This window comes from Lunatibacter salilacus (assembly GCF_009797935.1).
In the GTDB taxonomy this organism is placed as follows: domain Bacteria; phylum Bacteroidota; class Bacteroidia; order Cytophagales; family Cyclobacteriaceae; genus Lunatibacter; species Lunatibacter salilacus.
In genome coordinates this window covers 323,378-348,807 of the sequence record NZ_VOLC01000002.1, presented here as the reverse complement: position 1 = coordinate 348,807, position 25,430 = coordinate 323,378, and the positions used below count along the sequence as shown (strand labels likewise).

General features: G+C 42.6%; 12 protein-coding genes. 11 read left to right on the top strand and 1 reads right to left on the bottom strand.

Annotation, left to right across the window (positions count from 1 at the left end; all coding sequences use genetic code 11):
- The first annotated feature begins 21 nt into the window (after positions 1 to 21).
- Both FQ608_RS04165 and FQ608_RS04160 read left to right on the top strand, forming a co-directional pair.
- Positions 22 to 3,270: a SusC/RagA family TonB-linked outer membrane protein gene (locus tag FQ608_RS04165; protein ID WP_158856534.1), complete on the top strand. Its 3,249-nt coding sequence runs from the start codon at positions 22 to 24 to the stop codon at positions 3,268 to 3,270.
- 147 nt (positions 3,271 to 3,417) lie between these two features.
- Positions 3,418 to 4,971: a SusD/RagB family nutrient-binding outer membrane lipoprotein gene (locus FQ608_RS04160; RefSeq protein WP_158856533.1), complete on the top strand. Its 1,554-nt coding sequence runs from the start codon at positions 3,418 to 3,420 to the stop codon at positions 4,969 to 4,971.
- A 360-nt stretch (positions 4,972 to 5,331) separates the two neighbouring features.
- Here FQ608_RS04160 and FQ608_RS04155 read toward each other — a convergent pair whose 3' ends face one another.
- On the bottom strand, positions 5,332 to 5,853 hold the full coding sequence (locus FQ608_RS04155) for a YdeI/OmpD-associated family protein (RefSeq protein ID WP_158856532.1): 522 nt from the start codon (positions 5,851 to 5,853) through the stop codon (positions 5,332 to 5,334).
- 628 nt (positions 5,854 to 6,481) lie between these two features.
- On the opposite strand from FQ608_RS04155, the gene FQ608_RS04150 reads away from it, so the two are divergent.
- The 9 genes from FQ608_RS04150 (at position 6,482) to FQ608_RS04110 (ending at position 25,428) form a co-directional block, all read left to right on the top strand.
- Positions 6,482 to 9,625, top strand: coding sequence for a SusC/RagA family TonB-linked outer membrane protein (locus tag FQ608_RS04150; protein ID WP_199856303.1), 3,144 nt, complete (start codon positions 6,482 to 6,484; stop codon positions 9,623 to 9,625).
- A 5-nt stretch (positions 9,626 to 9,630) separates the two neighbouring features.
- Positions 9,631 to 11,169 carry a RagB/SusD family nutrient uptake outer membrane protein gene (locus tag FQ608_RS04145; RefSeq protein WP_158856531.1) on the top strand — a complete coding sequence of 513 codons (1,539 nt, stop codon included), beginning with the start codon at positions 9,631 to 9,633 and terminating at the stop codon, positions 11,167 to 11,169.
- A gap of 252 nt (positions 11,170 to 11,421) precedes the next feature.
- Positions 11,422 to 14,679: a DUF1553 domain-containing protein gene (locus tag FQ608_RS04140; protein WP_158856530.1), complete on the top strand. Its 3,258-nt coding sequence runs from the start codon at positions 11,422 to 11,424 to the stop codon at positions 14,677 to 14,679.
- A gap of 65 nt (positions 14,680 to 14,744) precedes the next feature.
- Positions 14,745 to 16,196 (top strand): DUF1501 domain-containing protein, encoded by a 1,452-nt coding sequence (locus FQ608_RS04135; RefSeq protein ID WP_158856529.1) that lies wholly within the window; start codon positions 14,745 to 14,747, stop codon positions 16,194 to 16,196.
- A 588-nt stretch (positions 16,197 to 16,784) separates the two neighbouring features.
- Entirely contained in the window at positions 16,785 to 17,417 is a 633-nt protein-coding gene (locus FQ608_RS04130) for an RNA polymerase sigma factor (RefSeq protein ID WP_158856528.1), read from the top strand.
- Between the two features lie 24 nt (positions 17,418 to 17,441).
- Positions 17,442 to 18,503: a FecR family protein gene (locus tag FQ608_RS04125; RefSeq protein WP_234364061.1), complete on the top strand. Its 1,062-nt coding sequence runs from the start codon at positions 17,442 to 17,444 to the stop codon at positions 18,501 to 18,503.
- Positions 18,504 to 18,649: 146 nt separating this feature from the next.
- Complete coding sequence (locus tag FQ608_RS04120) at positions 18,650 to 22,099, top strand: SusC/RagA family TonB-linked outer membrane protein (protein WP_158856527.1); 3,450 nt, start codon at positions 18,650 to 18,652, stop codon at positions 22,097 to 22,099.
- Positions 22,100 to 22,111: 12 nt separating this feature from the next.
- Positions 22,112 to 23,740: a RagB/SusD family nutrient uptake outer membrane protein gene (locus FQ608_RS04115; RefSeq protein ID WP_158856526.1), complete on the top strand. Its 1,629-nt coding sequence runs from the start codon at positions 22,112 to 22,114 to the stop codon at positions 23,738 to 23,740.
- Between the two features lie 92 nt (positions 23,741 to 23,832).
- Positions 23,833 to 25,428: a hypothetical protein gene (locus FQ608_RS04110; protein WP_158856525.1), complete on the top strand. Its 1,596-nt coding sequence runs from the start codon at positions 23,833 to 23,835 to the stop codon at positions 25,426 to 25,428.
- Positions 25,429 to 25,430 lie beyond the last annotated feature (2 nt).

The following is a 25,430-nucleotide window of genomic DNA, read 5'->3' as shown; positions in this document are numbered from 1 at the left end:
CATTTCATTTAATCCTACGCGATGAAAAAAATCTTACGCACGTTATCCGGTGAACATCTATTGCGGATGGCACTATGGAGTTTCTGCCTTGTTGCAATGTCAACATCCTTCACTTTTGCACAAAACCGCACGATAAGCGGAAAAATAAGCGAGAGTTCTACAGGTGACCCTGTTTTGGGCGCATCTGTTCTGTTAAAGGGTACCACGAGAGGTACAGTCACAAATCTAGATGGGGAATATCAATTGGAGGTATCGGGTCCCGAAGCGGTCTTGGTAGTTTCTTACATTGGCTTTACTACGCAAGAGTTAACAGTGGGTAATCGTACTGAAATCAACATTTCCCTTGTTTATTCTGCGGAAGATCTCAGTGAGGTGGTGGTTACCGCCTTGGGGGTGGAACGCGAGACAAAGGCCTTGGGCTATTCTGTTCAAGCGGTAGATGGAGACCGCTTTACGGAAGCGAGGGAAACTAATGTCGTTAACTCCTTAAGCGGCAGGGTGGCTGGAGTACAAATTACCAATTCTTCCAGCGGCATTGGGGGATCTTCGAGGGTAACGATCCGCGGTGAATCATCGCTTAATATAAACGCAAATCAGCCGCTCTTCGTCGTTGATGGTGTACCTATTAGTAATAACATTGTTGGTTCATCCGGAGCCGGAAACTTGGAGGTAGACTACGGGAACGCCGCCGGAGAAATAAATCCGGACGATATAGCCTCTGTTTCTGTGTTGAAAGGACCTGCAGCAGCAGCACTATATGGTTCGAGGGCAGCCAACGGTGCTATTTTAATTACTACAAAGACAGGCAAGTCAAAGCGGGGTCTAGGCGTTACTATCAACTCCAACACTACCTTTGACACACCTCTGAGGATGCCGCAATGGCAGGATAAATATGGTCAGGGTAATAACGGGTTATTCTCCTTTGTCAATGGTGCAGGTGCCGGCTTGGCAGATGGCGTGGACGAAAGTTGGGGTCCGGCAATGGACGCAGGCTTGTCCATTGCCCAGTTTGACTCCCCTAGAAGTGTGGCCGGATTTAGAGGTGGTGATTTGAATGCGCCAGCTGGCAGCACCATCACACCCACTCCTTGGGTGGCCCAACCCAACAATATCAATGATTTTTTTCAGACAGGTGTGACACTTTCAAATAACGTATCATTGGCCGCAGGAAACGAGTCATCCAATTTCCGTTTTTCATGGACAAATCTGGACCAAACCGGAACTATTCCCAATACGGATTTAAAGCGCAATACCATTGCTCTTAATGGCATGACGCAAGTCACCAACAGGCTTTCAGTAAGCACAGCAATTAACTACCAAAACAGTGTCAGTGGAAACCGTCCCAGCATCAGCTATGGAACAGAAAGCTTGATGTACCTCTGGATATGGTATGGCCGTCAGATAAATACAAGAAATCTTCGTGATTATTGGATGCCCGGTATGGAAGGCCGTCAGCAGTTTAATTATAACTACAACTACCACGACAATCCTTATTTCACGGTCTTCGAAAACACGAACGGTCAAAGCAAAGACAGGGTATTTGGTAATTTGATGGCCAATTACAAATTTACCGACAAGCTGAACCTAATGGTGCGAACGGGAATGGATATGTATAATGAATTGAGGGATAGAAAGCGGGCTTTCAGTACGCAACGGTTTCCGAGGGGAAGCTATAGGGAGGACGCTGTTTATTTTAGCGAACGCAATACGGATTTCCTATTGAGCTATTCTGAAACGGAAAACGAGAATTGGTCCTATACGGTATCGTTGGGTGGAAACCAGATGGTGCAGGTAAACCGGTACAACCAGATCGTAGCTCCCCAGTTGCTAATTCCTGATATCTATAATTTCACCAACACTGCCGTTAACCTACAGGTCAATCAGTTTACCTCTGAAAAGCGGATAAATTCCCTTTATGGTTTTGGCCAGATAGGCTATAAAAACGTATTGTTTATGGATGTTACCGGAAGAAATGACTGGTCTAGCACCTTGCCTATAAATAGTAACAGTTATTTTTATCCATCTGTTGCTCTAAGCGGTGTCCTTTCGGATATGTTTGAAACACCAGATTTTCTTTCTTTTTTGAAAGTTAGGGCGGCTTTTGCCGAAGTCGGTAATGACACAAACCCGTATAGCCTCACCAACGTATTCAATCCTGAAATTGCTTGGGGTTCTATTCAGGTTAAGTCTGAATCTAATCGGCTAACCAATGCCACATTGATGCCGGAACGAACCTCTTCCTATGAATTTGGTACAGATATCCGGTTGTTCAAAGGTAGAGTAGGGTTGGACTTCACATATTATGACAACAGAACCCGCAATCAAATTATCCCTATTGAATTGGACATTGCCACCGGTTATGCGAGTCGCATAATCAATGCGGGAGAAATTCAAAACAACGGAATTGAACTCGTCCTTTCCGGCTCGCCAATGCAAAAAGCAAGCGGATTGAATTGGAATGTTATGGCCAACTTTACCAGAAACAGAAGTAGGGTGTTGGAATTGACAGATGAGTTGGATAGCTACTCCATGGTAGGGAGAAATGGAGCGACAATTCAAGCACGTGTGGGCGAGCGAATGGGTAATTTATATGGTAGGGGGTTTGACAGGGTTGAGGATCCAAACAGCCCTTATTTTGGACAAATTGTTCACAACACCAGCGGTACACCACTTACCGCCCCAGATCTAAGGTTGCAGGGAAATTACAATCCAGACTGGATGCTGGGAATTCAAAATAACTTCAGCTACAACCGATTTACCTTTGGGTTTTTATTTGATATCCGTTATGGTGGGGTAGTAGTATCCAGAACCAAGACCATTGGATCAACTTCCGGGCAGCTTGAAGAGACGCTGCTGGGAAGGGAAAATGGGTACGACCTAAGTATAGAAGGTAACGGGATTCTCAGTCCGGGGGTGATTCGAACAGCAGATGGCTCCTATATTCCCAACGACAGAAAGATCAGTTCCCGTGACTGGCACAACAGGTACTATGAGCGAAGCAATGTGGAGGCAGCTCTGTATGATGCCTCTTTTGTCAAACTGAGGGAGGTGACTTTGGGCTATACGATTCCCGGTGCGGCTTTAACGAGAACACCTTTTCAAGAAGCCAGAATATCCTTGGTAGCCAGAAATTTGGCACTTTGGACGGAGAACCCGCATTTTGATCCGGAGACCATGTCCATGTCAGGCGGTACGCTTATTCCCGGCGTGGAAGACATGGCCTTTCCGTCCACAAGAAGTATGGGCTTCAATTTGAATATCAAGTTTTAACCGAAGAATCGTAGAACTCATGAAATCGAGCATGACGAAAACGTCACACAGTGGGATGATTATCGTTGCGACCTGCCTGCCGCAGGCAGGGATTCCACCCCGATACTCGGGACAAGTTATGACCGTTAAAAATCAAATTATAAACAGATGAAAAATATCAATCATATACTATTTACAGGTTTAATGCTGCTGAACGTCTTATTTTTCAGTAGCTGTGATGAGGGCTTTGAAGAGGTAAACCGTAATCCAAACAGTCCAGAGACAGTTTCCGCAGCCCTGTTGTTGCCTCATGTAATCCGAAATGCTTCCAATGAAATAGTTGGAAAATCCTGGGGTATTGGAAATGTGGTTATTCAGCATTCCGCCAAAATCCAGTTCACCAATGAGGATCGGTACAACTGGGGTCCCCAGGGAAATCCGTACAATGTATTTTATAACACCATGCGGGATGTAACGAATATCATCAACCTCTCGGGAGAAGCGGGACAGAACAACTATGTAGGAGCTGCCTTGGTCATGAAGGCAATGATGTATGCCTTTATGACCGATGCTTACGGCGATCTTCCGTATAGTGAGGCTATACAAGCAAAAGAAGGCATCAATTATCCCAAATTTGACAGACAGGAAATGATCTATCAGGGAATTTTGGCGGATTTGACGCAGGCCAATCAGCTGCTGGGAAGTTCTACTGAAACCATGGAAGGTGACATTCTCTTTCAGGGAAATGTAATGAAATGGAAAAAACTGGCTAACTCTCTCCGTTTAAGAGCATTGATGAGGTTATCTAAGCGCCAGGATCCGTCAGCTGCTATGCAGGCCATTGTATCCAATCCCTCTACTTCACCGATTATTGAAAGTAATGAAGACAATGCGGCTTTACAGCACCTTCAGGATGTCCCTAACCAACACTATTTGTTTACTACACGATCAGGATCTTTTGACGAATATCGGTTGAGCAAAAAATTGGAGGGCGTGCTGAAGGCATATAATGATCCCCGATTATTTGTTTATGCGCAGCCTACCGAAGAGTCCGGCGCGGGTTTGATTGGCGATCCTGAGGATTATTCGGGGGTTCCCAATGGACTTGCGGATGAGGAGGCCTACGGGTATTCTCCTACGGGCGACCCCAATAAAGGCGGGTCCAATTACATTTCCCGTGTAGGAATGCTGTTCTCCTGCCTGGCTTGTTCCCCCAATGCTTCTCCGATAGGGTTTCAGACCATGCTTATAAGTTATTCCGAAGTTCAGTTCATTTTAGCGGAGGCCAGAGAGCGTGGATATATATCTACCGGGGATGCTGAAACCTATTATTCGAATGGCATCAAAGCATCATTTGATTATTATGAAGACCGTCTTCGGGTTGCCAATTTGGGCGTTATTGCAGATGCGGTGCAGCCGGACCCGGCATACTATACACAGACGATCATTGCTTTCAGTGGGTCTCCCCAAGAGCGTTTGGAAAAAATAGGCACTCAAAAGTGGCTTGCCCTATTTTTCTCCGGACTGGAGGCATGGTATGACTGGAGGAGAACGGGTATTCCGGCTATTACACCTGGTCCTGCGGCTTTCTTCGATGTAGTTCCCACAAGGTTTATATATCCTACGAGTGTACAGGCACTAAACGGCGACAACTACGAGGAAGCCGTCAGCCGACAAGGTGCTGATGTGATTACCACCAAAGTTTGGTGGGATGTAGATTAGTTTTATTTCCTAGCAAGTAATAAAAAAGCATGGCTAATATCTAGCCATGCTTTTTTATTAAATGGAATTAGGCAATTTCCCAAAATATAATCTGGGGCAATAAATATACACTCCTTTTGCAAGTAGAAACCCATCCCTTGTCCATCGTTTACTTATTTTCCTTCTTGCGGTTCTACTAGATTCTATCTTGATTTCTCCTTTTATGCAATACAAGTCTTTTGTGGAGGTGCAAAGCATTTAGGGCATTGTTATACATTGTTACTTTTTTGCTGCAGGCTTGCCCTGACTACAGTCAGCGGGGTTCGACTAAGCTCACACCCACCGTATTCGGTTTTAAAAAATGACCAAGGATAATATTTTCTACCTATTTTTATCCAAGTTGTTATAATACTTGATTTTCTCATTTAAGGCTTTGAAGTCCAAGGCTCCATTTACTTCTTTAAGGTGGGAAATGATGGCCAGAGATTTGTTTAGCCGGCTATTCGGGTTCTTTACCTTATTGACTAAAAAAATCAGTGCTCTTTGTTTGCCTTTCGTTAGTTCTTGGAAAAACCGATTTCCCTCTTCGTCCTGATCCATCAATACTTGTAGCTCTTCCGGCATTTCGTGTCCATATTCAGAGTAATCTTTCTCAAGTGTCACATTTACTTTATCTCCCTCTGAAAGATTAAGCCTTTGACGGAACTGTTTGTTGACAAGGATAAACCAGTAGTCTTGATTTTTTATAAGCGCGGCAGGGTAGGGCGCCGCATTATTTATTTTACAGATCACCCGTTTGTTGTCTCCTTCAATAAATAATGCAGCCAGTTCATCGGGCACGGGAACATGAAACTGCCATAGACGGGTATTAAAGTTTTCCAGCGTTGATTGGAAGTTTTTCATAATGAAAGTTAAAAATATTATTTCGGAATTATCTCAAGGTTTGTTAGTTTAAATAGGCAAGAGATTATTCTTGGTTTAAGTAAGTGTTAATTAGTTAAAATTCTAAATTTGTCTATTTATTGATGGAATATTATTATCCGAGTATTATTTTAAATTCTATGGGGTCATTTGTGTATAGATCTTTCTCTTGTTAATGAAAATTAAAAATACAGCACTCTTGAGTTTAAAGGATCTAGTATAGACTGAAGCCTAAAACAGCTCTAATTTTTTTAAATTTTCTATTTCCGGTAACGTACACATAAAAATCTGATTAAAAGGGTTTTAATGAGAATTTTTATCAGGACATCAATTATTTTTTAAAAAATAATTCGTTTAGCACCCTGTAATCCTTGATTTAGATTAAAATATTTAATAGCTTTTCAAATCATTAACTATGTATTTAAATTATTTTAAATAATTATTTTTTTATATAGTTTTAATTATGAAATTATTTTAAAAAATTATGTATTAGGCATTTTAATATTTATCAACAAGCAAGCAACTTAAAATAATTATATATGATATAATAAAAATTTTATTTCCCGGATAGTATAATTTTATCAATTATTAATTTAAAAATTTAAGACAAATGAAAAAAACACTACCAGTTAGAAGTGGAATACATCCGTTCCACATGCGTGGCTTTATTGTCCATCTGCTATTTATCGTTGGGTTTTTTGCTTCTCTAGGAGTAAACGGTGCCGAAGCAAATAAAAACCATATCTATGATATCGAATCTGAGTTCGAAATTACCATTACTGGTACAGTGCAGGATGCCAATGGTGCACCGATACCGGGAGTTACTATTTCCGTTCCTGGAACCACAAAGGGTACAGCTACCGACATTGACGGAAAATATTCGCTGAGTGTCGACGAGGGAGTGACCTTGGTCTTTTCTTTTATTGGTTTCGAATCACAGCGGGTTGTGGTAGGCACACAAAGTGTGATCAATGTGACTTTAAATGAGGATACCTCATCCCTTGCGGAAGTAATCGTGGTTGGTTACGGTACCCAAAAAAGGGAAAATTTAACAGGTGCGGTATCCACTGTCACCTTTGATGATGAGCTACAAAACAGACCGTTGACCAATGCTTCACAGGCACTTAGCGGACAGGTTCCTGGGGTGTGGATAAGCCAAAACTCAGGACAGCCCGGAAATGACGGTGCGCAAATCCGTGTAAGAGGTTGGGGAACTTTGAATAATTCAAATCCTCTCATTCTGGTAGATGGGGTGGAAGCCTCCATCAACGAAATCAACCCAAATGATATCGAAAGCATGACCGTTCTAAAAGATGCTGCCAGTGCTGCCATTTATGGATCCAGAGCTGCCAATGGTGTGGTTCTGATTACCCTGAAATCGGGTAAATTTGGGGAACAGACCAGAGTAAATATAGGTAGTTATGTAGGTCAACAATCTTTGGGAAGAAGATATGACATCATAGATAACAGTGCGGAATACATGGGATTGTGGAATCAGGCTCTAATAAATCAGGGAGGGGGTGCACTGTTTCCGGAATCTGTTATCAATGAGTTTAGGAACAATAATGATCCCTACCAATATCCCAACACTAATTTTTTTGACGAGGTATTCAAAACGGCACCAATAACGGAACATAATTTATCCATTAATGGTGGCTCTGAGCAAACGAAATTTTACATTTCGATGAACTACTTAGACCAGGATGGAATCATGCAGAACTCAAAATCCAGCCGCTATGGTTTGACAGTTAATCTGGAATCCAAACTTAATAAATGGCTGACAATAGGCGGAAGACTGAACGGTATAAAAAAAGCTTCCGAGGAACCTTTTAATTTAGGCAGGATGATGTACATATTTGCCAATGGTGGATATCCTTTTACAGCACCCTACACAGAAGATGGGAGATTTGGATCTGTCCAGGCATTACACGCAAATGGGAATACTATTGTCGGGAACAGGAACCCATTAATCGAAACAGCAAACGGACTGACATTGACGGAAAATAATTTTTTCAAAATGAATGTTTATGCCAATATTGCTTTTACAGATTATCTGACGTTAACAACAAATTTCACCTCCCAGTATAACAGTAACCTCAGGGACAGACATAACAGTTTGGAATTTGGATACACCCATACTGGTCGGGAGGGAAGAAATCTGGATTATCTTACCATATTGGAAGCCAGCAGAACCAACGTTCAAAGTGATTATAACATCCTGTTTTCTACGTTGAATTTCAACAAGACCTTCAATGAAATCCATAGTGTGTCTGCGATTCTAGGTACCCAGGTAGAAAGCACAGTTATAAAAGATGTTTATGGAAGAAGATCTGACCCTCCAAAAGAAGGGCTGACTCAGATAAACGCAGGGACATCAGGGTTCCAGGCAAACGGAAATCTGAGTGAATTGAGGATGATGTCTTATTTCGGAAGGGTAAATTATGCCCTGTCAGACAAATATCTATTTGAAATGAACCTAAGAGCCGATGGTTCTTCCAGATTTAAAGAGGGCTACCGATGGGGGATATTCCCGGCATTTTCAGCGGGATGGAGACTGGGTGAAGAAGCATTCATGCAAAATTTGAATATTTTCTCCGATCTGAAATTGCGGGCCTCATGGGGAAAATTGGGTAACCAAAACATTGCTTCGTATTGGCCATATCTTGCGGCTGTTAACCAAACCAATGCGCTAAGTTACAATTTTGGGGGAAGTTTTGCTCCCGGAGCCGGTGTCACCGCTTTGGTAGATGAAACGATCGGTTGGGAAACCTCTGTGACCACTGACCTTGGTATCGAATTCGGTTTATTTGATAACAGGGTATTTGTTGAGGCAGATTATTTCCGAAAAACCACCAACAATATCATTGTACAATTGCCTATACCAGCCATTCTTGGTGGAGTAAGTGCACCTTTCGAAAATGTGGGTGCAATGATCAATAATGGGTTCGAATTCAATATCAATTATTCCAAAATGTCACCTGACAGGAATAACGTTGGATATAATCTGGGGGTAAATATGACCTATATTATGAATCAGGTAACCAAATTCAGAGAAAATGCACCGGATCAGTTGTACCTTATCCGTGAAGGGTTTTCCTACAGGGAATTGTACGGATACAATGCGGTCGGCATCTACCAGTCTGACCAGGAAGCCAGTGAGCACATGTATGCCAATGGGTATGTGCCCAAAGCAGGTGAATTGAAATATGAAGACGTCAATAATGACGGCCGCCTAGGTTTTGAAGATAAGATGGCGCTGGGAAATACAATCCCAAAATACACTTTTGGTTTTACCCCAAGTGTTAATTATAAGGGTTTTGACTTTAGTGTTTTGGTAATGGGTATTGCAGGTGCGAGCGTATATACTCAAAATGCATGGACCCAGCCATTGGGGATATCGGGCGGAACAATTACAAAACGTTGGAGAGATGCCTGGACTCCGGAAAATATGGATACCGATGTACCCCGGATCTCCATCAGTGATACATGGAGAAGTGAACCATCTTCTTTTTGGGTGAATGATGTATCCTTCGTAAAGCTAAGAAATGTTCAATTAGGCTATACTTTTGATCCTGAATTCACTAGAAGGCTAGGTGTTCAAAAGCTATATTTGTATGGCAACGCCCAAAATGTGGGAGCTCTAGTCAGCAAAGATTATGAAGGGTTCGATCCTGAAAGAAATACATTCGACTCTGGAGAAAACTTCTATCCCCTTCCAAAAATATTTACTGTTGGTGTTAATATTAGTCTATAAGCATTATGAAAACGATAAAGAATATTAATATAATTATACTGCTATTGGGCATGTTTACCTTTAGTGGATGTAGTGAAGATTTTCTGGAAGTATATCCCCAGGACAGGATTACTACTGTTTCTTTCTGGCAGAATGAAAATGACGTAAAACTAGCTTTAAATGGTATCTACAGCGTATTGAAGCATCGCGGTGTTTATGGGGCAGGGCCTACTATGGATGCCATTACTCCGTATGCGTTTCAATGGGCCCATTGGAACGGAATGCAGATGCAAATAGGCAATGGGTCTATTACTGCTGCTACTTCCGGCGGAATGCTGAATGAACGATGGACGATGTGTTATCGCATCATCAACTTCTCCAATGATTTTTTGGCTAATATTGACAGGGTAGAACTGGATGAAGCTTCAAAATCCACTTATTTGGGAGAAGTGTATTTCCTTCGGGGCCTAGCCTTCGCACTATTGGCGGAAACCTATGGTGGGGTGCCGGTAATTACCTCTGTGTTGAGTACCGCGGAAGTGACTTTAGTAAGCCGAAATACCCTTGAAGAGACTTGGAATCAGGCCATTTCGGATTATGATGAGGCTATACAAAGACTGGCTCCAGTTTCCTATGAAGTAGGACGGGCCACTAAAGGGGCCGCTCTGGGAATGAAAATGAGAGCTTATTTGTACCAGAATAAATACGACCAAGTATTGAACCTCATCGATGAAATTGATGCTTTGGGCATGTATTCCCTTTTCCCAAGTTATGAAGGGCTCTTTCAATTGGATAATGAAAACAATGAAGAAGTTCTTTTTGATATCCAATATATGGTAGGGGAACAAGGTCAGGGCAATTTCTTTGCCTGGCTTGCTCTACCCGGAAGTGTAGCGGGCGCAGGGGCTAGTGATCCCGCACCCACCCAACATATCGTCGATAAATATGAGATGATTGATGGGTCTGAAGTGGACCCCAACAATCCCTTTGAAGGAAGAGATCCCCGGTTGGATTTTACCATTCTTAGACCGGGAGCTACTTTTGAGGGCTTGGTCTATCCAACAGAAGTATCCAACCATACCGGTCAAAGGGTAGGGTATAACCTTAGAAAAAACGTTGGCGAAGGAATTCCATTGCTATCGCCTAGAGTATCTCCTTTGAACTTTATCGTATTGCGCTATGCGGACGTCTTGTTGGCCAAAGCAGAAGCCCTGATCGAAACCAATCAAAATTTGGAGGAAGCAATAGGACTTATCAATAGGATCAGAACCGAAAGAACGGATGTCACCATTACTAGTTTACCAAGCGATTTGTCCCAGGAGGAAGCGAGAGATGCGTTAAGACATGAGCGGGTGGTGGAGTTTTTTGGAGAAGGTATATTGTGGGCGGATATTAAACGGTGGAATATTGGTCAAGATCTTTACCCCGTCGAAGTAAGAACAGCCGATGGAGGTTTGGTTGAGGTGAAATTTCCTACTGGATATGAGGATAAAGACAATTTATTGCCAATCCCGGATAATGAAATTTCCTTTAATGAAAATTTGGAACAAAACCCAGGTTGGTAATTCCGCTTGATTGATGTCCTATGGATGATCACTAAAACTTGAGTAATTATTTCCGTTTGAATTAAATCAGGGAAACGTTTTAGGTGAGGCTGTGGATAGTGAATTTAACATGAGGGAGATGAAATGGCTGGCGAAATTCTGGTAAGATCCTTAGTGTGGGTCTGTTCAGAACGGCACCGGTCCTTTCATCTTCTTTTATGTAAGCTTTTTTTTATATCTTGTTAACGATTTAGAAGGATAAGTAAATGTAAAATGAGCCAAAATCAGGTAATAAAGATATTGATTTCAGTGGCTATTGTTTTCTTTGTCATTTGGGTGTTGCAGTACGAATCTGAAGTAAGATTCCCGGATGAAATCGAGGCTTCCTTACCCGCCGAAATTGATTTCAATTTTCATATCAAACCAATTTTATCAGACCGTTGCTTTGCCTGCCACGGGCCGGATGAAAACAAAAGGGAAGCGGGCTTGAGGTTGGATTTGGAAGAGTTTGCCTTGGCGGCATTTGGTGAAGAAAGGAATAATTATGCCCTAGTCCCTGGCAATCCTCATAAAAGTGCGGTTTACAAGCGAATTGTCTCCTCCGACCCGGAACTGAAAATGCCGCCGGCGGCATCCAATCTGGCATTATCCGAAACAGAAATAGCCCTTATTACAAAATGGATAGAACAGGGTGCGGTCTATAAACCCCATTGGTCCTTTATTATTCCAGAAAAGCCGGAAGTTCCTTCAATCGAAATGGAAGAATGGGCGATAAACGAAATTGATCAATTCGTTTATGACAAATTATCGAAAGTGGGTTTGGAACCATCTAAAGTGGCCACAAAAGAGACACTAATCCGTCGGGTATCCTTTGACCTTACCGGACTGCCACCTACCGTTCAGGAAGTGGATGATTTTTTGGAAGACCAAGCGCCGGATGCGTATGAAAAGCTGGTAGACCGATTGTTGGCATCCCCCCATTACGGCGAGCGCATGGCTTCCGAGTGGCTGGATGTGGCCAGGTATGCGGATTCTCACGGTTATCAGGATGACGGCATGCGAAATATGTGGCCCTGGCGTGACTGGGTAATCCGTTCCTTTAACAAAAACCTTCCCTATAATGATTTTATTACCTGGCAGTTGGCAGGCGACATGTTGCCGGACGCCACCAAGGATCAAATTTTGGCTACCGGGTTCAACAGAAACCATCCCCAAAGTCAGGAAGGTGGGGTCATAGCCGAAGAATACAGGGTAGAATATGTTGCCGACCGGACCAACACCCTGGGTAAGGCATTCCTGGGATTGAGTACCGAATGTGCCCGTTGTCATGATCACAAATATGATCCTATTTCGCAGAAAGAATATTTCCAACTGTATGCATTTTTTAACAGCGTAAAAGAAACCGGTCAGGTGCCCTACATGGGAGAAGCAAGTCCAACTCTAATTCTCACTGATGAGGAGGTAGAAAAAAAACTAGCCTTTGTCAATCTACAGATCCAGCAGCAAGAGGGGGAATTGGACTCCCTACAGGATAAATACCGGAAAGGATTTGAAAAATGGTTGTCCGGAATAAAAACTAAATCTGAGACAAAGCTGGTCCCTAAAGGAAGAGTTGGTTACTATCCCTTGGATGCGCCATTCAATGATAAATTTAATAACCTGGCTGATCCGTCCAATCCTGCCAGTATGGTGGTGATCCAAAAGGACAAGGAACTTCAAATGGCGGAAGGAAAGTTTGGCAAAGCGGTAAAGCTGGTGGGTGACAGTTATGTGGATTTGGGGAGTAATGTAGGCTATTTTGAACGCAATGATCCTTTTACGATCAGCTTGTGGTACAAAGCCTTAGCGGACAGTTTGGATGGGCCGATTTTCTCCAAAACTGGTGGGTTTGCCAACGGTTTTCGGGGGTATGAGTTGTTGGCGGCAGGGGATGGTAGCCTGAAAGGTCTAATTTCCCATACCTGGCCCGCCAATGCGATCGAAGTACAATCCGAGGATAAAATTCCCGAAGGGGAATGGGTTCATTTGGCCATGGTATATGATGGATCAAGCGAGGCAGCAGGGTTGGAGCTTTTTATCAATGGAAAGTTGGTGACACTAGAGATTAAAACAGATAATCTGAAAAGAAGCATTTTATCCTACGGAAAAGACAAGCTTAGTACCGGTCATCCGGGAAACCTACAAATCGGCAAGCGGGGAACAAACTTTGCGGAAACCCTAGACCAATCCTTGGTGGATGAATTTAGTGTATTTGATCGCCGGCTGTCGGCCTTGGAAATTGATGCCTTGTATTCGATGTCCAATCCGATAAATTCCTATATCGAATTGGGCAAGGAAAAGGAATTGTTTGACTATTACCTATTAAATGTTGACTCGGATTTTCAAGCCCGTCAAAAAAACCTCACCCGCCTGCGTGGTGAAGAGAACGCCGTTCTCAGTGCACAGCCTGAAGTGATGATAATGGAAGAGCAGAAAGACCCCCGCCCCACATTTATTTTGGCCAGGGGTACCTACGATGCGCCTACCGAACAGGTATTCCCGGGGACACCTAAATCCGTTTTGGAATTCCCGGATGATTTCTCTAGAAACCGGCTGGGCCTAGCCTCGTGGGTGACTCATGAGAAAAACCCGTTAACCGCCCGTGTGGCGGTAAACCGCTATTGGCAGCTTATTTTTGGAAACGGAATTGTTTCCACTACAGATGATTTCGGGAATCAGGGTGCATTTCCTTCCCACCCGGAATTGCTGGATTGGCTGGCGGTATATTTTAGGGATTCGGGCTGGAACCTCAAGGAACTGCTTAAACTAATGGTCACCTCGGCAACCTATAAACAGTCATCTGATTGGAATGACACCTTAAGGGAAAAGGATCCCGAAAATGTTTGGTTGGCCCGGGGGCCAAGCTACCGCATGCCCGTGGAAATGATCAGGGACAATGCCCTTGCTGCCAGTGGTCTGTTGGAGAAAGAAATAGGTGGTAGAAGTGTCAAACCCTACCAGCCAAAGGGGTTGTGGAAGGAGCTTGCTACTGCCAACGTGCGGGAGTATGTGCAGGATACCGGAAAAAACCTTTACCGCCGTGGCCTGTATACTATTTGGAAACGCAGTTCCCCCCCGCCATCGATGATCAGTTTTGATGCTTCTGACAAATATACATGCACGGTGGAAAGGCAAAAGACCAATACCCCTTTACAGGCCCTTGTACTCATGAATGATCCTCAGTATTTGGAAGCATCAAGGGCATTGGCGGAAAAAATGATTAAAATTGGCGGGGATGATCTTCAAAGACAAATCAGCTACGGATTCAAGGCCATGACCAGCAGAAGTCCCGATTCGGAAGAATTAAGGGTATTGATGAGACTTTATTCAATGGAATTGGAGGATTTTACGGCATCTCCCGAAACAGCGGAGGGCCTTTTGAGCCTCGGAGAATTTACCTCGGACCCAAATCTTCCCAGGGAAGCAGTGGCTGCCATGACATTGGTGGCATCTACGTTGGTGAATTATGATGAAGCTGTATATAAAAGATGATAACGTTTGCCAATAAGCTTACGGTTTGAAATCAACATGTATTATAGAATTAAATTTCCCTTGAAATGAGCATTTTGCACAATCTACATATGGACCGCCGTCAGTTTTTAACAAAAACCAGTTTGGGTTTGGGTAGTTTAGCCCTTGGCTCGCTGCTGGGTCCCAGCCAATTGATGGCCAAACTGCCTCCGGGCAGTGATGAGGGTGGCGGATTAAGCGGTCTGCACTTCGTGCCTAAGGCTAAGCGTGTAATCTATCTTTTTCAAAGTGGAGGTCCTTCTCAGATGGAGCTTTTTGATTACAAACCCCTGCTTAACGAACGCTTTGGTCAGGAGTTACCGGAGTCTATACGGGCGGGGCAGCGGCTCACCGGCATGACCTCCAATCAGAATTCTTTTCCATTGGCGGGGTCAGTTTTTGATTTTGCCCAACATGGTCAAAGCGGTGCATGGGTTAGTGAATTAATGCCACATACCGCAAAGATTGCGGATGAGTTGTGCTTTATCAAATCCATGCATACAGAAGCGATAAATCATGACCCGGCAATTACTTTTTTCCAATCAGGATCCCAACTCAGCGGTCGGCCTTCTATGGGTTCTTGGATTAGTTATGGGTTGGGCAGTGAAAACAAAAATTTACCGGATTTCTCCGTGTTGCTTTCCAAAGGAAGAGAGGGTGACCAGCCGCTGTACGCCAAACTTTGGGGGTCCGGCTTTTTGCCATCTCTACACCAGGGAGTGCAGTTTCGATCCGGTAAGGACCCGGTCCTATATCTGAATGACCCGGAGGGGATAAACAAAGGAAGCCGTAGAAGGATGTTGGATGCGCTGAAGGAGCTTCATGAGATGAAATACGAGAAGGTAATGGATACGGAAATTAATTCCCGCATTGCCCAATATGAAATGGCGTACCGGATGCAGGCTTCCGTTCCGGAAACCATGGACATATCCAAAGAGCCTGATTACATCTATGACATGTATGGACCTGATTCCAGGGTACCGGGTACCTTCGCCGCCAACTGTCTTTTGGCGAGGAGGCTGGCGGAAAAGGACGTGAAATTCATACAACTCTATCATCAGGGTTGGGATCAGCATGGCAATTTGCCTAGAGATATACGGACCATGAGCAAGAGCGTGGATCAGGCGGGTGCTGCTTTGGTCATGGATTTAAAACAAAGGGGGCTCTTGGATGATACGTTGGTTATTTGGGGAGGGGAGTTTGGTCGAACCAATTATTCGCAGGGGAAATTGACAAAAGACAATTACGGCCGCGATCACCACCCGAGGTGCTTCACCATGTGGATGGCAGGAGGTGGTGTCAAGAAAGGATACACCCATGGTGAAACCTGTGAATTTGGATACAATATTGTCAAGGATCCCGTACATGTGCACGATTTTCAGGCCACCCTGCTCCACCTTTTGGGAGTAGACCATGAAAAACTTATTTTCAAACACCAGGGAAGAAGGTTTCGGCTGACGGATGTAAGTGGACATGTGGTAAGGGATATTTTGTCTTGAGTACCATATATTGGAGTCATGTATGGTAAACCCAACCCTGTGAATGGTTTGAAAACGACCTGTAAATAGGTGAGGGAGCTGCATGTAACGTTCTGGATCTATACTACTGACCCTAATTAAATAGGAAGAGTACTTGATATTCCCCAGATGAATTGGATTTTGGGAGTGCTATCCTATTTTGAAAAGATTGGTTTTTGACGCGGATAAAATCATACAATTCGAAATTCTGGGAAGAAAAAATAATTATGAACTGAAGACAAACTTTTTTAATCGATCAAAACCTGCAGCTCCTCTTGATTTCATCCATATTCCAGTCGGTCTTTTTCGGATGTCACCTTCAGAGGCGGGTGTGGAAGTTTTTCATAGCGTAATTAAAAATAATTTTTCAGAATGATACTAAAGTTTCCACCTAGAAATTTGTGTTTTTAAGTTAATATTTTGTTTTATAACTGACGATTGGATAAATATTTTGTTTCCTTGGTTTTAATAAATTTAATTTATTTCATTTTATATTTTTTTTGAAATTTTATGGGGTCATTTTGCTGCTTATATTCCTCTTAATTATATAAAGCGAAATACCCAGCGCTCATGAACATAAACCCAAAAAAGAATACCACTATACCCGTTATCCCCTTGCCCTACCGGCATGCGGCTACTATGGAGATTTTTAAAGATAAAACAGACACGGAAGTATGGAACGCATTTGATGCGGGAGACGAAATGGCTTTTAACTATATTTATCGTATACATGCGGCCTCCCTTTTTGGTTTTGGCAGCCAAATCAGCAAGGATCAGGGATTGGTTCAGGATTGCATACAAAATATTTTTATAGGGCTTCGCAAAAAGAGAGGCAGCCTAAACGAAGTGAAAAGCATAAAATCTTATCTCTTCAAATGTTTACAAAGAGATCTGATTCGGGAACTTAATAAAAAGGAAGGAACAAAATTTACTTCAGAGGGAATGGACGAGCGTTTTTTTCACATTGAAGTTTCCTTTGAAACCAAATTGATTCAGCAGGAACGGGAAACCGAGCAAAAGGCAATGATACAGGAGGCACTCAATCAACTTACATCCAGACAAAGACAGGCGGTATTGTTGCTGTATGAGGAGGGTATGAGCTACAAGGAAATTGCGGAAGTGATGGATCTGAACGAGGTTAAGTCAGCCCGAAAAATCATCTATAGGGCTTTGGACAGCCTTAAGATTCTTTTAAAGAAATAGGCAGTCATTGAAGCATTAGAAAACATGGAATATCCGACATCAATAAGATATAGAGATTATAAATTGGAAGATTTCCTTATGGATGAATTTTTTATCCAGTGGGTAAAGTTTCCCGACAGCAATAACTGTCATTTTTGGGAAAAATGGATCCAAGAATATCCCCACAAGCGGGAAATGGTGACGCAGGCAGCGAGATTTATAAGAGGAGTACACTACAGTCAGGAGGCAAGTTTTTCGGATAACATGTATGTAGAAACTTTTGAAAACATCATTCGCACCACCACACCGCTTGATCGGAAAGTTTCTGCTAAAAAGACTACTTTTAACCTACTAAGTCTATTTTCGCTAAGAAAGTTAGTGGCTGTCTTGGTAGTTGGATTTTGCTGTTGGATGGGGTATTCCCTTATGTTTCAGCAGGAAGAGGTGAAAGTAGCTGTAGTGGAAATACCAGTGGTCAAAAAAATCAATCCTGCTGGAAAGAAGTCCCTTATTACCTTGTCGGATGGGAGCAAAGTATACCTGAATGCAGGCAGCTCCCTGCAATACCCTAAACAATTCGGTGCTGAAAGGAGAGAAGTTCAACTAACAGGAGAAGCATTTTTTGATATTCAATCTGAAACTGACAGGCCCTTTATAGTGTGTACGGCAAATACCCAAATCAAAGTATTGGGTACCACCTTCAATGTCAACCAAGAGGAGAGCGGCAAGATTGCCGTGGCTCTAGTATCTGGAAAAGTGAGGGTAAATGACAATAAAGGCAATCAAGTTAATTTGGAGCCCAGTGAAATGCTAGTAATGGAACATGAGGGTGAATTTTACAAAACAAGTTTTGATGCGCTTGAAATCTCGGGTTGGAAAGACAAAAAACTGGTATTCAAAAAAGACACTTTTGTAACTGTGCAGCAAAAAATTGAAAACTGGTACGGTGTGGATGTGCAGGTAATTGGTAAGATGCCAAAGGGTTGGGTTTATACCGGCGTTTACGAGGATGAATTGTTGGAGAATGTGCTTACAGGAATTTTCTACACCTCCGGGATAACCTATAAGATTGATGGAAAAAAAGTAACCATTAATAACACTAAATAATATAAGCATGAAGCATATAGATACTGGTTAGCATCAAAGGCAGCATCTGTTCTGGGGAGAACAGGATACTGCCTTCTTACAGCCTTGTGTCCGTGGAAAGAAGACAAGGCATGGTTCAAGCTCAAAAACTTAAACAATTCAATATTATGAAAAAAATTATACTTAGGCAACTAGTTATGCTGTCCAAAAGATTATTGTATGGGTTTCTAATTCAGCTTTTCTTCTGTACGTTGCTTTTGGCCAATACAGGGAACGCACAGCGGAAAACCCTGGAGGAGGTGAAAATTTCAGTAAACCTCACCGATAAGTCCTTAAGCCAGTTTTTCAGACTGGTGGAGTCCAAGACGGATTTTAAGTTTACTTTCAATGATGGGTTGGTTAATCTCAGCCAAAAGGTAACACTTACTGAAAATAATATTTCTTTATATAGAATTTTGGAGAATATTTCCCATCAGGCCTTTCTAAATTTTGTTCAGGTAAACAATAATATCCATGTGAGAAACAGGGAGGGAACCGAGCGGATTTCTTCGGTTGAGGTTGTGAAAGTTCAGGATATAACCATTACAGGAAGGGTAGTTGATGGTAACGGTGAACCATTACCAGGAGTTACAATTGCTGTGCCTGGCACTACTACGGGTACAGCAACGGACTTGGATGGCACATATTCCCTAACCGTTCCTGAAGGATCTATACTTGTGTTCTCCTTTATCGGGTTTGAATCCAAACGCATTGAAATCGGGCAACAGAATGTTATCGATGTAGTTCTTACGGAGGATATGAGTTCTTTACAGGAAGTTGTAGTAACAGGTTTTGGAACCCAAAGGAAGGAGAACCTTACCGGGGCCGTATCGAGCGTAGGAAAGGAAGTTCTTGAAAGCCGTCCCATCACCAATATAGGTCAGGGATTGCAGGGACAGATTTCCAATTTGAACATTACCCAAAATACAGGAACCCCGGGAGGAGGGGCTTCTTTTAATGTCAGAGGATTTACTTCCATTAATGGTGGATCGCCATTGATTTTGGTCAATAATGTCCCCATGGATGTGAATCTAATCAACCCCAATGACGTGGAAAGCATTTCAGTGCTTAAAGATGCGGCCTCGGCAGCTATTTATGGTGCTCGTGCCGCTTACGGGGTAATTTTGATTACCACCAAATCAGGTAGCACCAGTCCGAAACCAACTATTTCTTTATCTTTTAATTCCGCAATCAACACTCCAGTAGTTAGGTTTGAAACCGAGGATGCTTTGGAGAGAATGAATTATATGAATACGGCGAATATTGCAAGAAACGGTGTCCCCTATTACCAGTTTACAGACATTTACCAAGAAAGAATTAGGAATCATTATAATGACCCTTCGCAACCTAGTGCTTTTCCGGATCCCCAAAACCCTAATCAATGGTTGATGAGTGGCAATACGGATTGGCCAAGGGAATTATTGAGAGACAGTTATCCCATGAGCCAATATACTGCTTCCATATCCGGAGGAGACGAGAGGTTTGATTATTATACCTCATTGAATTACCTGTATCAGGAAGGCATCAATCGGCAGTTTGATGAAAAATATAAGCGATACAATTTTATGACCAATTTGAATTATAAAATCACGGATTGGGCGAAGATTGGTACCAAAATTTCCATGAACAACAGTAACCATATCTTCCCGCCCAATAATTCCGCCAACCATCATCCAGAGGGAAACAGCCCTTTCCAATGGCACCAATGGGCCAATTGGCCTGTTTATTTTCCTGATGGGAATTATGCATCAGCTGGTTCTGTTCCCAATATGGTTCAATTTTACAGGGAAGCAGGACACAGAAAAAGGGATATTTATGATACCTGGTTAACTGGGAGTATACAACTTACTCCGATTAATAATATGACTTTTAATTTTGAATATACTTCCAACATCAAAAACACTCAAGAGGAAGAATATTGGCGTAGATTACCCATGTATTTTGTAGATGGGGGCATCAGTGGTTATTTTCCATATACCAATCCAAGTCAAGTTACCAAACGGAATTTTAATGACAGATATTATGTCATCAATGCATATGCAGATTATGCCAATAGCTTTGGGAAGCATGACATCAAGATTATGGCAGGATTCAACCAGGAGAACCTTGATTCTAGGTTTTTTAATTCCAAAAGAGAAAATCTGACAGTCGAATCCATTCCTTTTATGAACTTGGCTTATGGAGAACGCTTTGTAGGGGATGGTGCCTCTGAATATGCCATTCGAGGAGTATTTACACGGTTTAACTACAGTTATGAAGACAGGTATCTTTTGGAATTTAACGGTAGGTATGACGGTTCTTCCAAATTTCCCAAAGACGATCGGTTCGCTTTTTTCCCCTCTCTTTCCTTGGGTTGGAGAATTGACAATGAGGCCTTTTTCGGGAATTTGGAAAGAACATTTGACATGCTTAAAATCAGGGCATCCTATGGGAATTTGGGAAATCAGAATGTACCAGGGAACTACCCATATATTGCTACCTTTGCTTCCAACACGGTGAATTATCTTTTAAATGATGACAGGCCATTAACCGTTTTAGCTCCAGGATTGGTCAGCCCCACACTGACTTGGGAGACCGTGACCCAGCGCAATCTAGGATTGGATTTTACCATGTTTGAAAATCGGCTGAATACCTCTTTTGATATATATAGAAGAGATACAAAAAACATGTTGACCCGATCTCAGACTCTACCTGCAGTCTTAGCGGAAAATGAACCACGTGAAAATGCAGCGGACCTAAAGACTACGGGGTGGGACTTAACAGTGGGCTGGAGACAGCAAAGCAATGATTTAAGGTGGGGGGTTACACTTATCCTTTCTGATTATACCGCTGAGATCACCAGATTCAGTAATCCTGTCGGACTTATTTCCGATTATTATGTAGGACAACAGATTGGTGAAATTTGGGGATATACCACTACTGGTATTGCACAGACCGATGATGAAGCCAAGGCTCTGGACCATAGAAACTTAGTCGCATTTGAAAGAAAAGCCGGAGATTTGCTTTTTGCAGATCTAGATGGCGATGGAAGGATCACCCCTGGAAATGGTACTTTGGATAATCCCGGTGACCGCAGCATTATCGGAAACAATACCCCACGTTATAGTTATGGTTTCAAATCCGATTTTCAGTGGAAAAATTTCGATCTTGATATCTTTTTTCAGGGTGTGGCAAAGCGAGATCTCTGGTTAAGCAATAATTTTTGGCTTGCTGGCTATAACAATGAATGGAATGCACGAAATAAGGTTCTTACAGATTGGTGGTCCCCTGAAAACACAGATGCTTATTTTCCTAGGCCGATGATTACCGGTGGAAGCGATGTAACTGCAGTTCAAACCAGGTTTTTACAGAACGCTGCTTACCTGAGGCTGAAACAATTGACCATTGGCTATACCATTCCCGAGGTCATTTCCCAGCGTATCAAAATGAATATGGTAAGGGTCTATTTATCAGGTAATAATGTATGGGAAGTAACAGGGATTTATAAGTACAAAAATGTATCGGACCCTGAAATGAATGGGGCACAGTTTTACCCCATTTACCGATCATTTTCCTTAGGAGCAAATATCAATTTCTAAATTCTGAAGACCGTGAAAAATTTAAAGATATTCGTATTATTATTGTCATTGATTACAGTATTTGCCTGTAATGATGATTTTCTAGAGAGGTATCCTTTGGACCAAATCAGTGATGTCCAGTTTTGGACATCTGCCACCGATCTGGAATTGTATGCCAACCAATTTTATGTGGACCTGAGGGATCCCCATTACAATTGGAGATATGATGATATTTCGGACAACAATGCACCTGGCAACAGACATCCTTTCTCTTGGAATGAATACGTTATCCCAGCCACAGGAGGAGGTTGGGGAAAAAATGATTGGCTGCCTATTCGTAGAACCAATTATGCCTTGGTCAGGATAGCAGATATGGAAAAAAATGCTTCCATTTTAAGGTACGAAGGTGAAATTCGTTTTTTTAAAGCGTTTTATTATCATAAAATGGTTGTCAGATATGGAGATGTACCATGGTATGATGCCGACCTTCAAACTGATTCTGAAGAATTGTACAAACCTAGAGATTCCAGAAAAGTCGTATTTGATAATTTATTGGCTGATCTCGATTTTGCTATCGAACACCTTCCGGAGGAATCCGGGACAGACAGGTTGACCAAATATGCAGCCCTCACCTTCAAAGCCGAAGCATGCCTGTTTGAAGGCACCTTCCGGAAATATCATGGTCTTGGGGACCATGAAACTATCCTCAGAGAATCTGTGGAAGCTGCGGAGCAAGTTATCAATTCCGGTAAATTTGCATTATATTCGACAGGTAATCCTGATCAGGATTATTTTGACCTCTTTGTTCAGTACAATTTGAATGGAAATCCAGAAGTCATCTTTTTTCAAAGGATGGTACAAGGCATCCGAATGCACAACAATGTTCGGCAACTTGGTGAGCAACGAACTGGATATACCAAAGATTTTGTCAATTCCTACCTCAGCGTAGACGGTTTGCCAATTGCTTTAAGCCCCCTTTATCAAGGGGATAAGGGAGAATTTGATAAGGAATTTCAAAACAGAGATCCGAGGATGAAGCAATCCATCTATGTTCCAGATCGTCCTTATAGGATTTATGTTGATGGGAGTGTAGATTACCGTACCATGCCAGAGTTTGATAATAATTATGTAACCACAAGTTATTATATTACCAAGGGGTATTCCCCTTACGAAGTTGACCGGCTACAACTTCAATGTACAATTGATGTTTTCACCTATAGGTATGGTAAATTATTGGTTACCTATGCGGAGGCAAAAGCAGAACTTGGTGAGGCCACTCAAGAGGTTTTGAATAATTCCATCAACCTGTTACGAGACAGGGTCGGAATGCCACATTTAACTATAAATGTAGGTTTTGAGGATCCCAACTGGCCGGATTGGGAAATGCCTGTATCTCCACTAATCAATGAAATTCGAAGGGAACGCAGGATAGAGACTGCGGGAGAAGGTACCCGTTGGGAGGATATAGTGAGGTGGAAAGCAGGAAGATTATTGGAAAACCCCTTAACCTACAGCGGGGCATATGATCCGGAATCCGGCAATTATAGGGAGATCTATCCAGGAAATACCCGGCAATGGAATGATAAGTTATATCTTTTCCCCTTGCCTGTACAGGAAATATCCCTGAATCCTCAATTGGAGCAGAATCCAGGCTGGCAATAGTTAATCACCTCACAAATAGTTTTATTTATGATCATTGGAATGACAAGTTTATAATGGTTATTTATAATTTCTTCTGATTTAAATTTGTACAAATGGCGTTTTATTTTAAATTGACATCATCCATTTTTCTTCTGGCCTTCCTTCTATTTCCAGTTTTGGCCAGTAACGATCCTTCTTTTGATGAAACCTTAAAAGTCGGTTGGGCTTTAGCGGATATTACCCCCGATAGACCTGTTTTAATAGCCGGGCAATTTCATGCCCGGTTATCAGAAGGGGTTTTGGATCCTGTGTCCGCCACCGTTTTGGCTATGGAATCCGGAGTCGGCAACCAAACCAAAAAGGTTGTCTGGATCAGTTGTGACCTTGTAGGAATCAGTGATGGAACCAGGGGTGGTGCTAATATTAGGGACAGGATCAGGGAGCAGGTAATCCGGTTGGAGCCCTCCCTGTCACCGGGTCAAATCATCATTAATGCTACCCATACCCATGCTGCGCCTTTGGTTTCATCGGTGGATAAAATTGAAGAAGTATATGGAGTAAGTTTGGAAAAAATTGCTTCAGGAGGTGATGCTATGCCACCTGCTGAATACATCGATTTTGCTGCTGACCGCATTGCAAAGGCTACAAAGGAAGCTTGGAATAGTAGAAAGAAAGGGGGCGTAAGTTTTGGTCTGGCCCATGCTGTGGTAAGCATGAACCGATTACAGGCCCTACATACCGGCAAATCCGTCATGTATGGCAATACCAATAACCCGGACTTTAGCCATATAGAGGGACATGAGGATCATAGCCTAAATCTGATGTATTTCTGGGATGAAAACCGGAAATTGACTGGGCTGATCATTAACGTTGCTGCCCCGTCGCAGGTAAGTGAACATTCCTACCAATTGTCCGGAGATTTCTGGCACGACACCAAAGAAGAATTGAAAAAGCGGTATGGAATGGATATCCATATATTGGGTCAGGCTAGCGCAGCAGGAGACCTATCCCCTCATGTCATGATAGGCGGGAAGGCTGAGGAAAGAATGCAACGCCTATTGGGTTTTGAGGAGGATGGAACTGGACGCGGAAGTTTGGGGCAAAGGAAACAGATTGCCTTAAGGATTTCCGATGCGGTAACCTCCATTTATCCGGTCATGAAAGACAATATTAACTGGAATCCTGAATTTGCGCACCGGGTGGCAGAGTTGCAGCTTTCAAGAAGGTTGTTAAGCATTGAAGATGTCACAGAGGCAAAAAAAGAAGCGGAAGAATGGCAAAAACGCTATCAGGATATGCTTGATGATTTGGAAAAGAATCCGGAGAAAATAAAAGAAGCCAGATGGTACAGGGATATTACTATCAGCCACAGTAGATTAAGAAGAGGATTGGTGGTAAAAGAAAGGTATGAATTAGAAAAGACGGAGCCCAAATTACCAATTGAGGTCCATGTTTTAAGGATAGGTGAAGCGGTTTTTGCCACCAATCCTTTTGAGCTTTATCTGGATTATGGTATGCAGATGAAAGCAAGGAGCCCTGCAACACAGACCTTTATCGTGCAGCTTACAGGATCAGGTTCCTATCTGCCCACCAAAAGGTCAATTGCTGGGGGTGCTTATGGGGCTGTCCCTGCAAGTACCTTGATTGGTCCTGAAGGCGGCAGGGAATTGGTAGATCAAACTTTAAGTCTTATCGAATCCCTTTGGTAATA

Excerpts from the sequence above, each read along its gene's own strand:
- FQ608_RS04165 (WP_158856534.1), top strand. The coding sequence starts at position 22 with ATGAAAAAAATCTTACGCACGTTATCCGGTGAACATCTATTGCGGATG.
- FQ608_RS04160 (WP_158856533.1), top strand. The coding sequence starts at position 3,418 with ATGAAAAATATCAATCATATACTATTTACAGGTTTAATGCTGCTGAAC.
- FQ608_RS04155 (WP_158856532.1), bottom strand. The coding sequence starts at position 5,853 with ATGAAAAACTTCCAATCAACGCTGGAAAACTTTAATACCCGTCTATGG.
- FQ608_RS04150 (WP_199856303.1), top strand. The coding sequence starts at position 6,482 with ATGAAAAAAACACTACCAGTTAGAAGTGGAATACATCCGTTCCACATG.
- FQ608_RS04145 (WP_158856531.1), top strand. The coding sequence starts at position 9,631 with ATGAAAACGATAAAGAATATTAATATAATTATACTGCTATTGGGCATG.
- FQ608_RS04140 (WP_158856530.1), top strand. The coding sequence starts at position 11,422 with ATGAGCCAAAATCAGGTAATAAAGATATTGATTTCAGTGGCTATTGTT.
- FQ608_RS04135 (WP_158856529.1), top strand. The coding sequence starts at position 14,745 with ATGAGCATTTTGCACAATCTACATATGGACCGCCGTCAGTTTTTAACA.
- FQ608_RS04130 (WP_158856528.1), top strand. The coding sequence starts at position 16,785 with ATGAACATAAACCCAAAAAAGAATACCACTATACCCGTTATCCCCTTG.
- FQ608_RS04125 (WP_234364061.1), top strand. The coding sequence starts at position 17,442 with ATGGAATATCCGACATCAATAAGATATAGAGATTATAAATTGGAAGAT.
- FQ608_RS04120 (WP_158856527.1), top strand. The coding sequence starts at position 18,650 with ATGAAAAAAATTATACTTAGGCAACTAGTTATGCTGTCCAAAAGATTA.
- FQ608_RS04110 (WP_158856525.1), top strand. The coding sequence starts at position 23,833 with ATGGCGTTTTATTTTAAATTGACATCATCCATTTTTCTTCTGGCCTTC.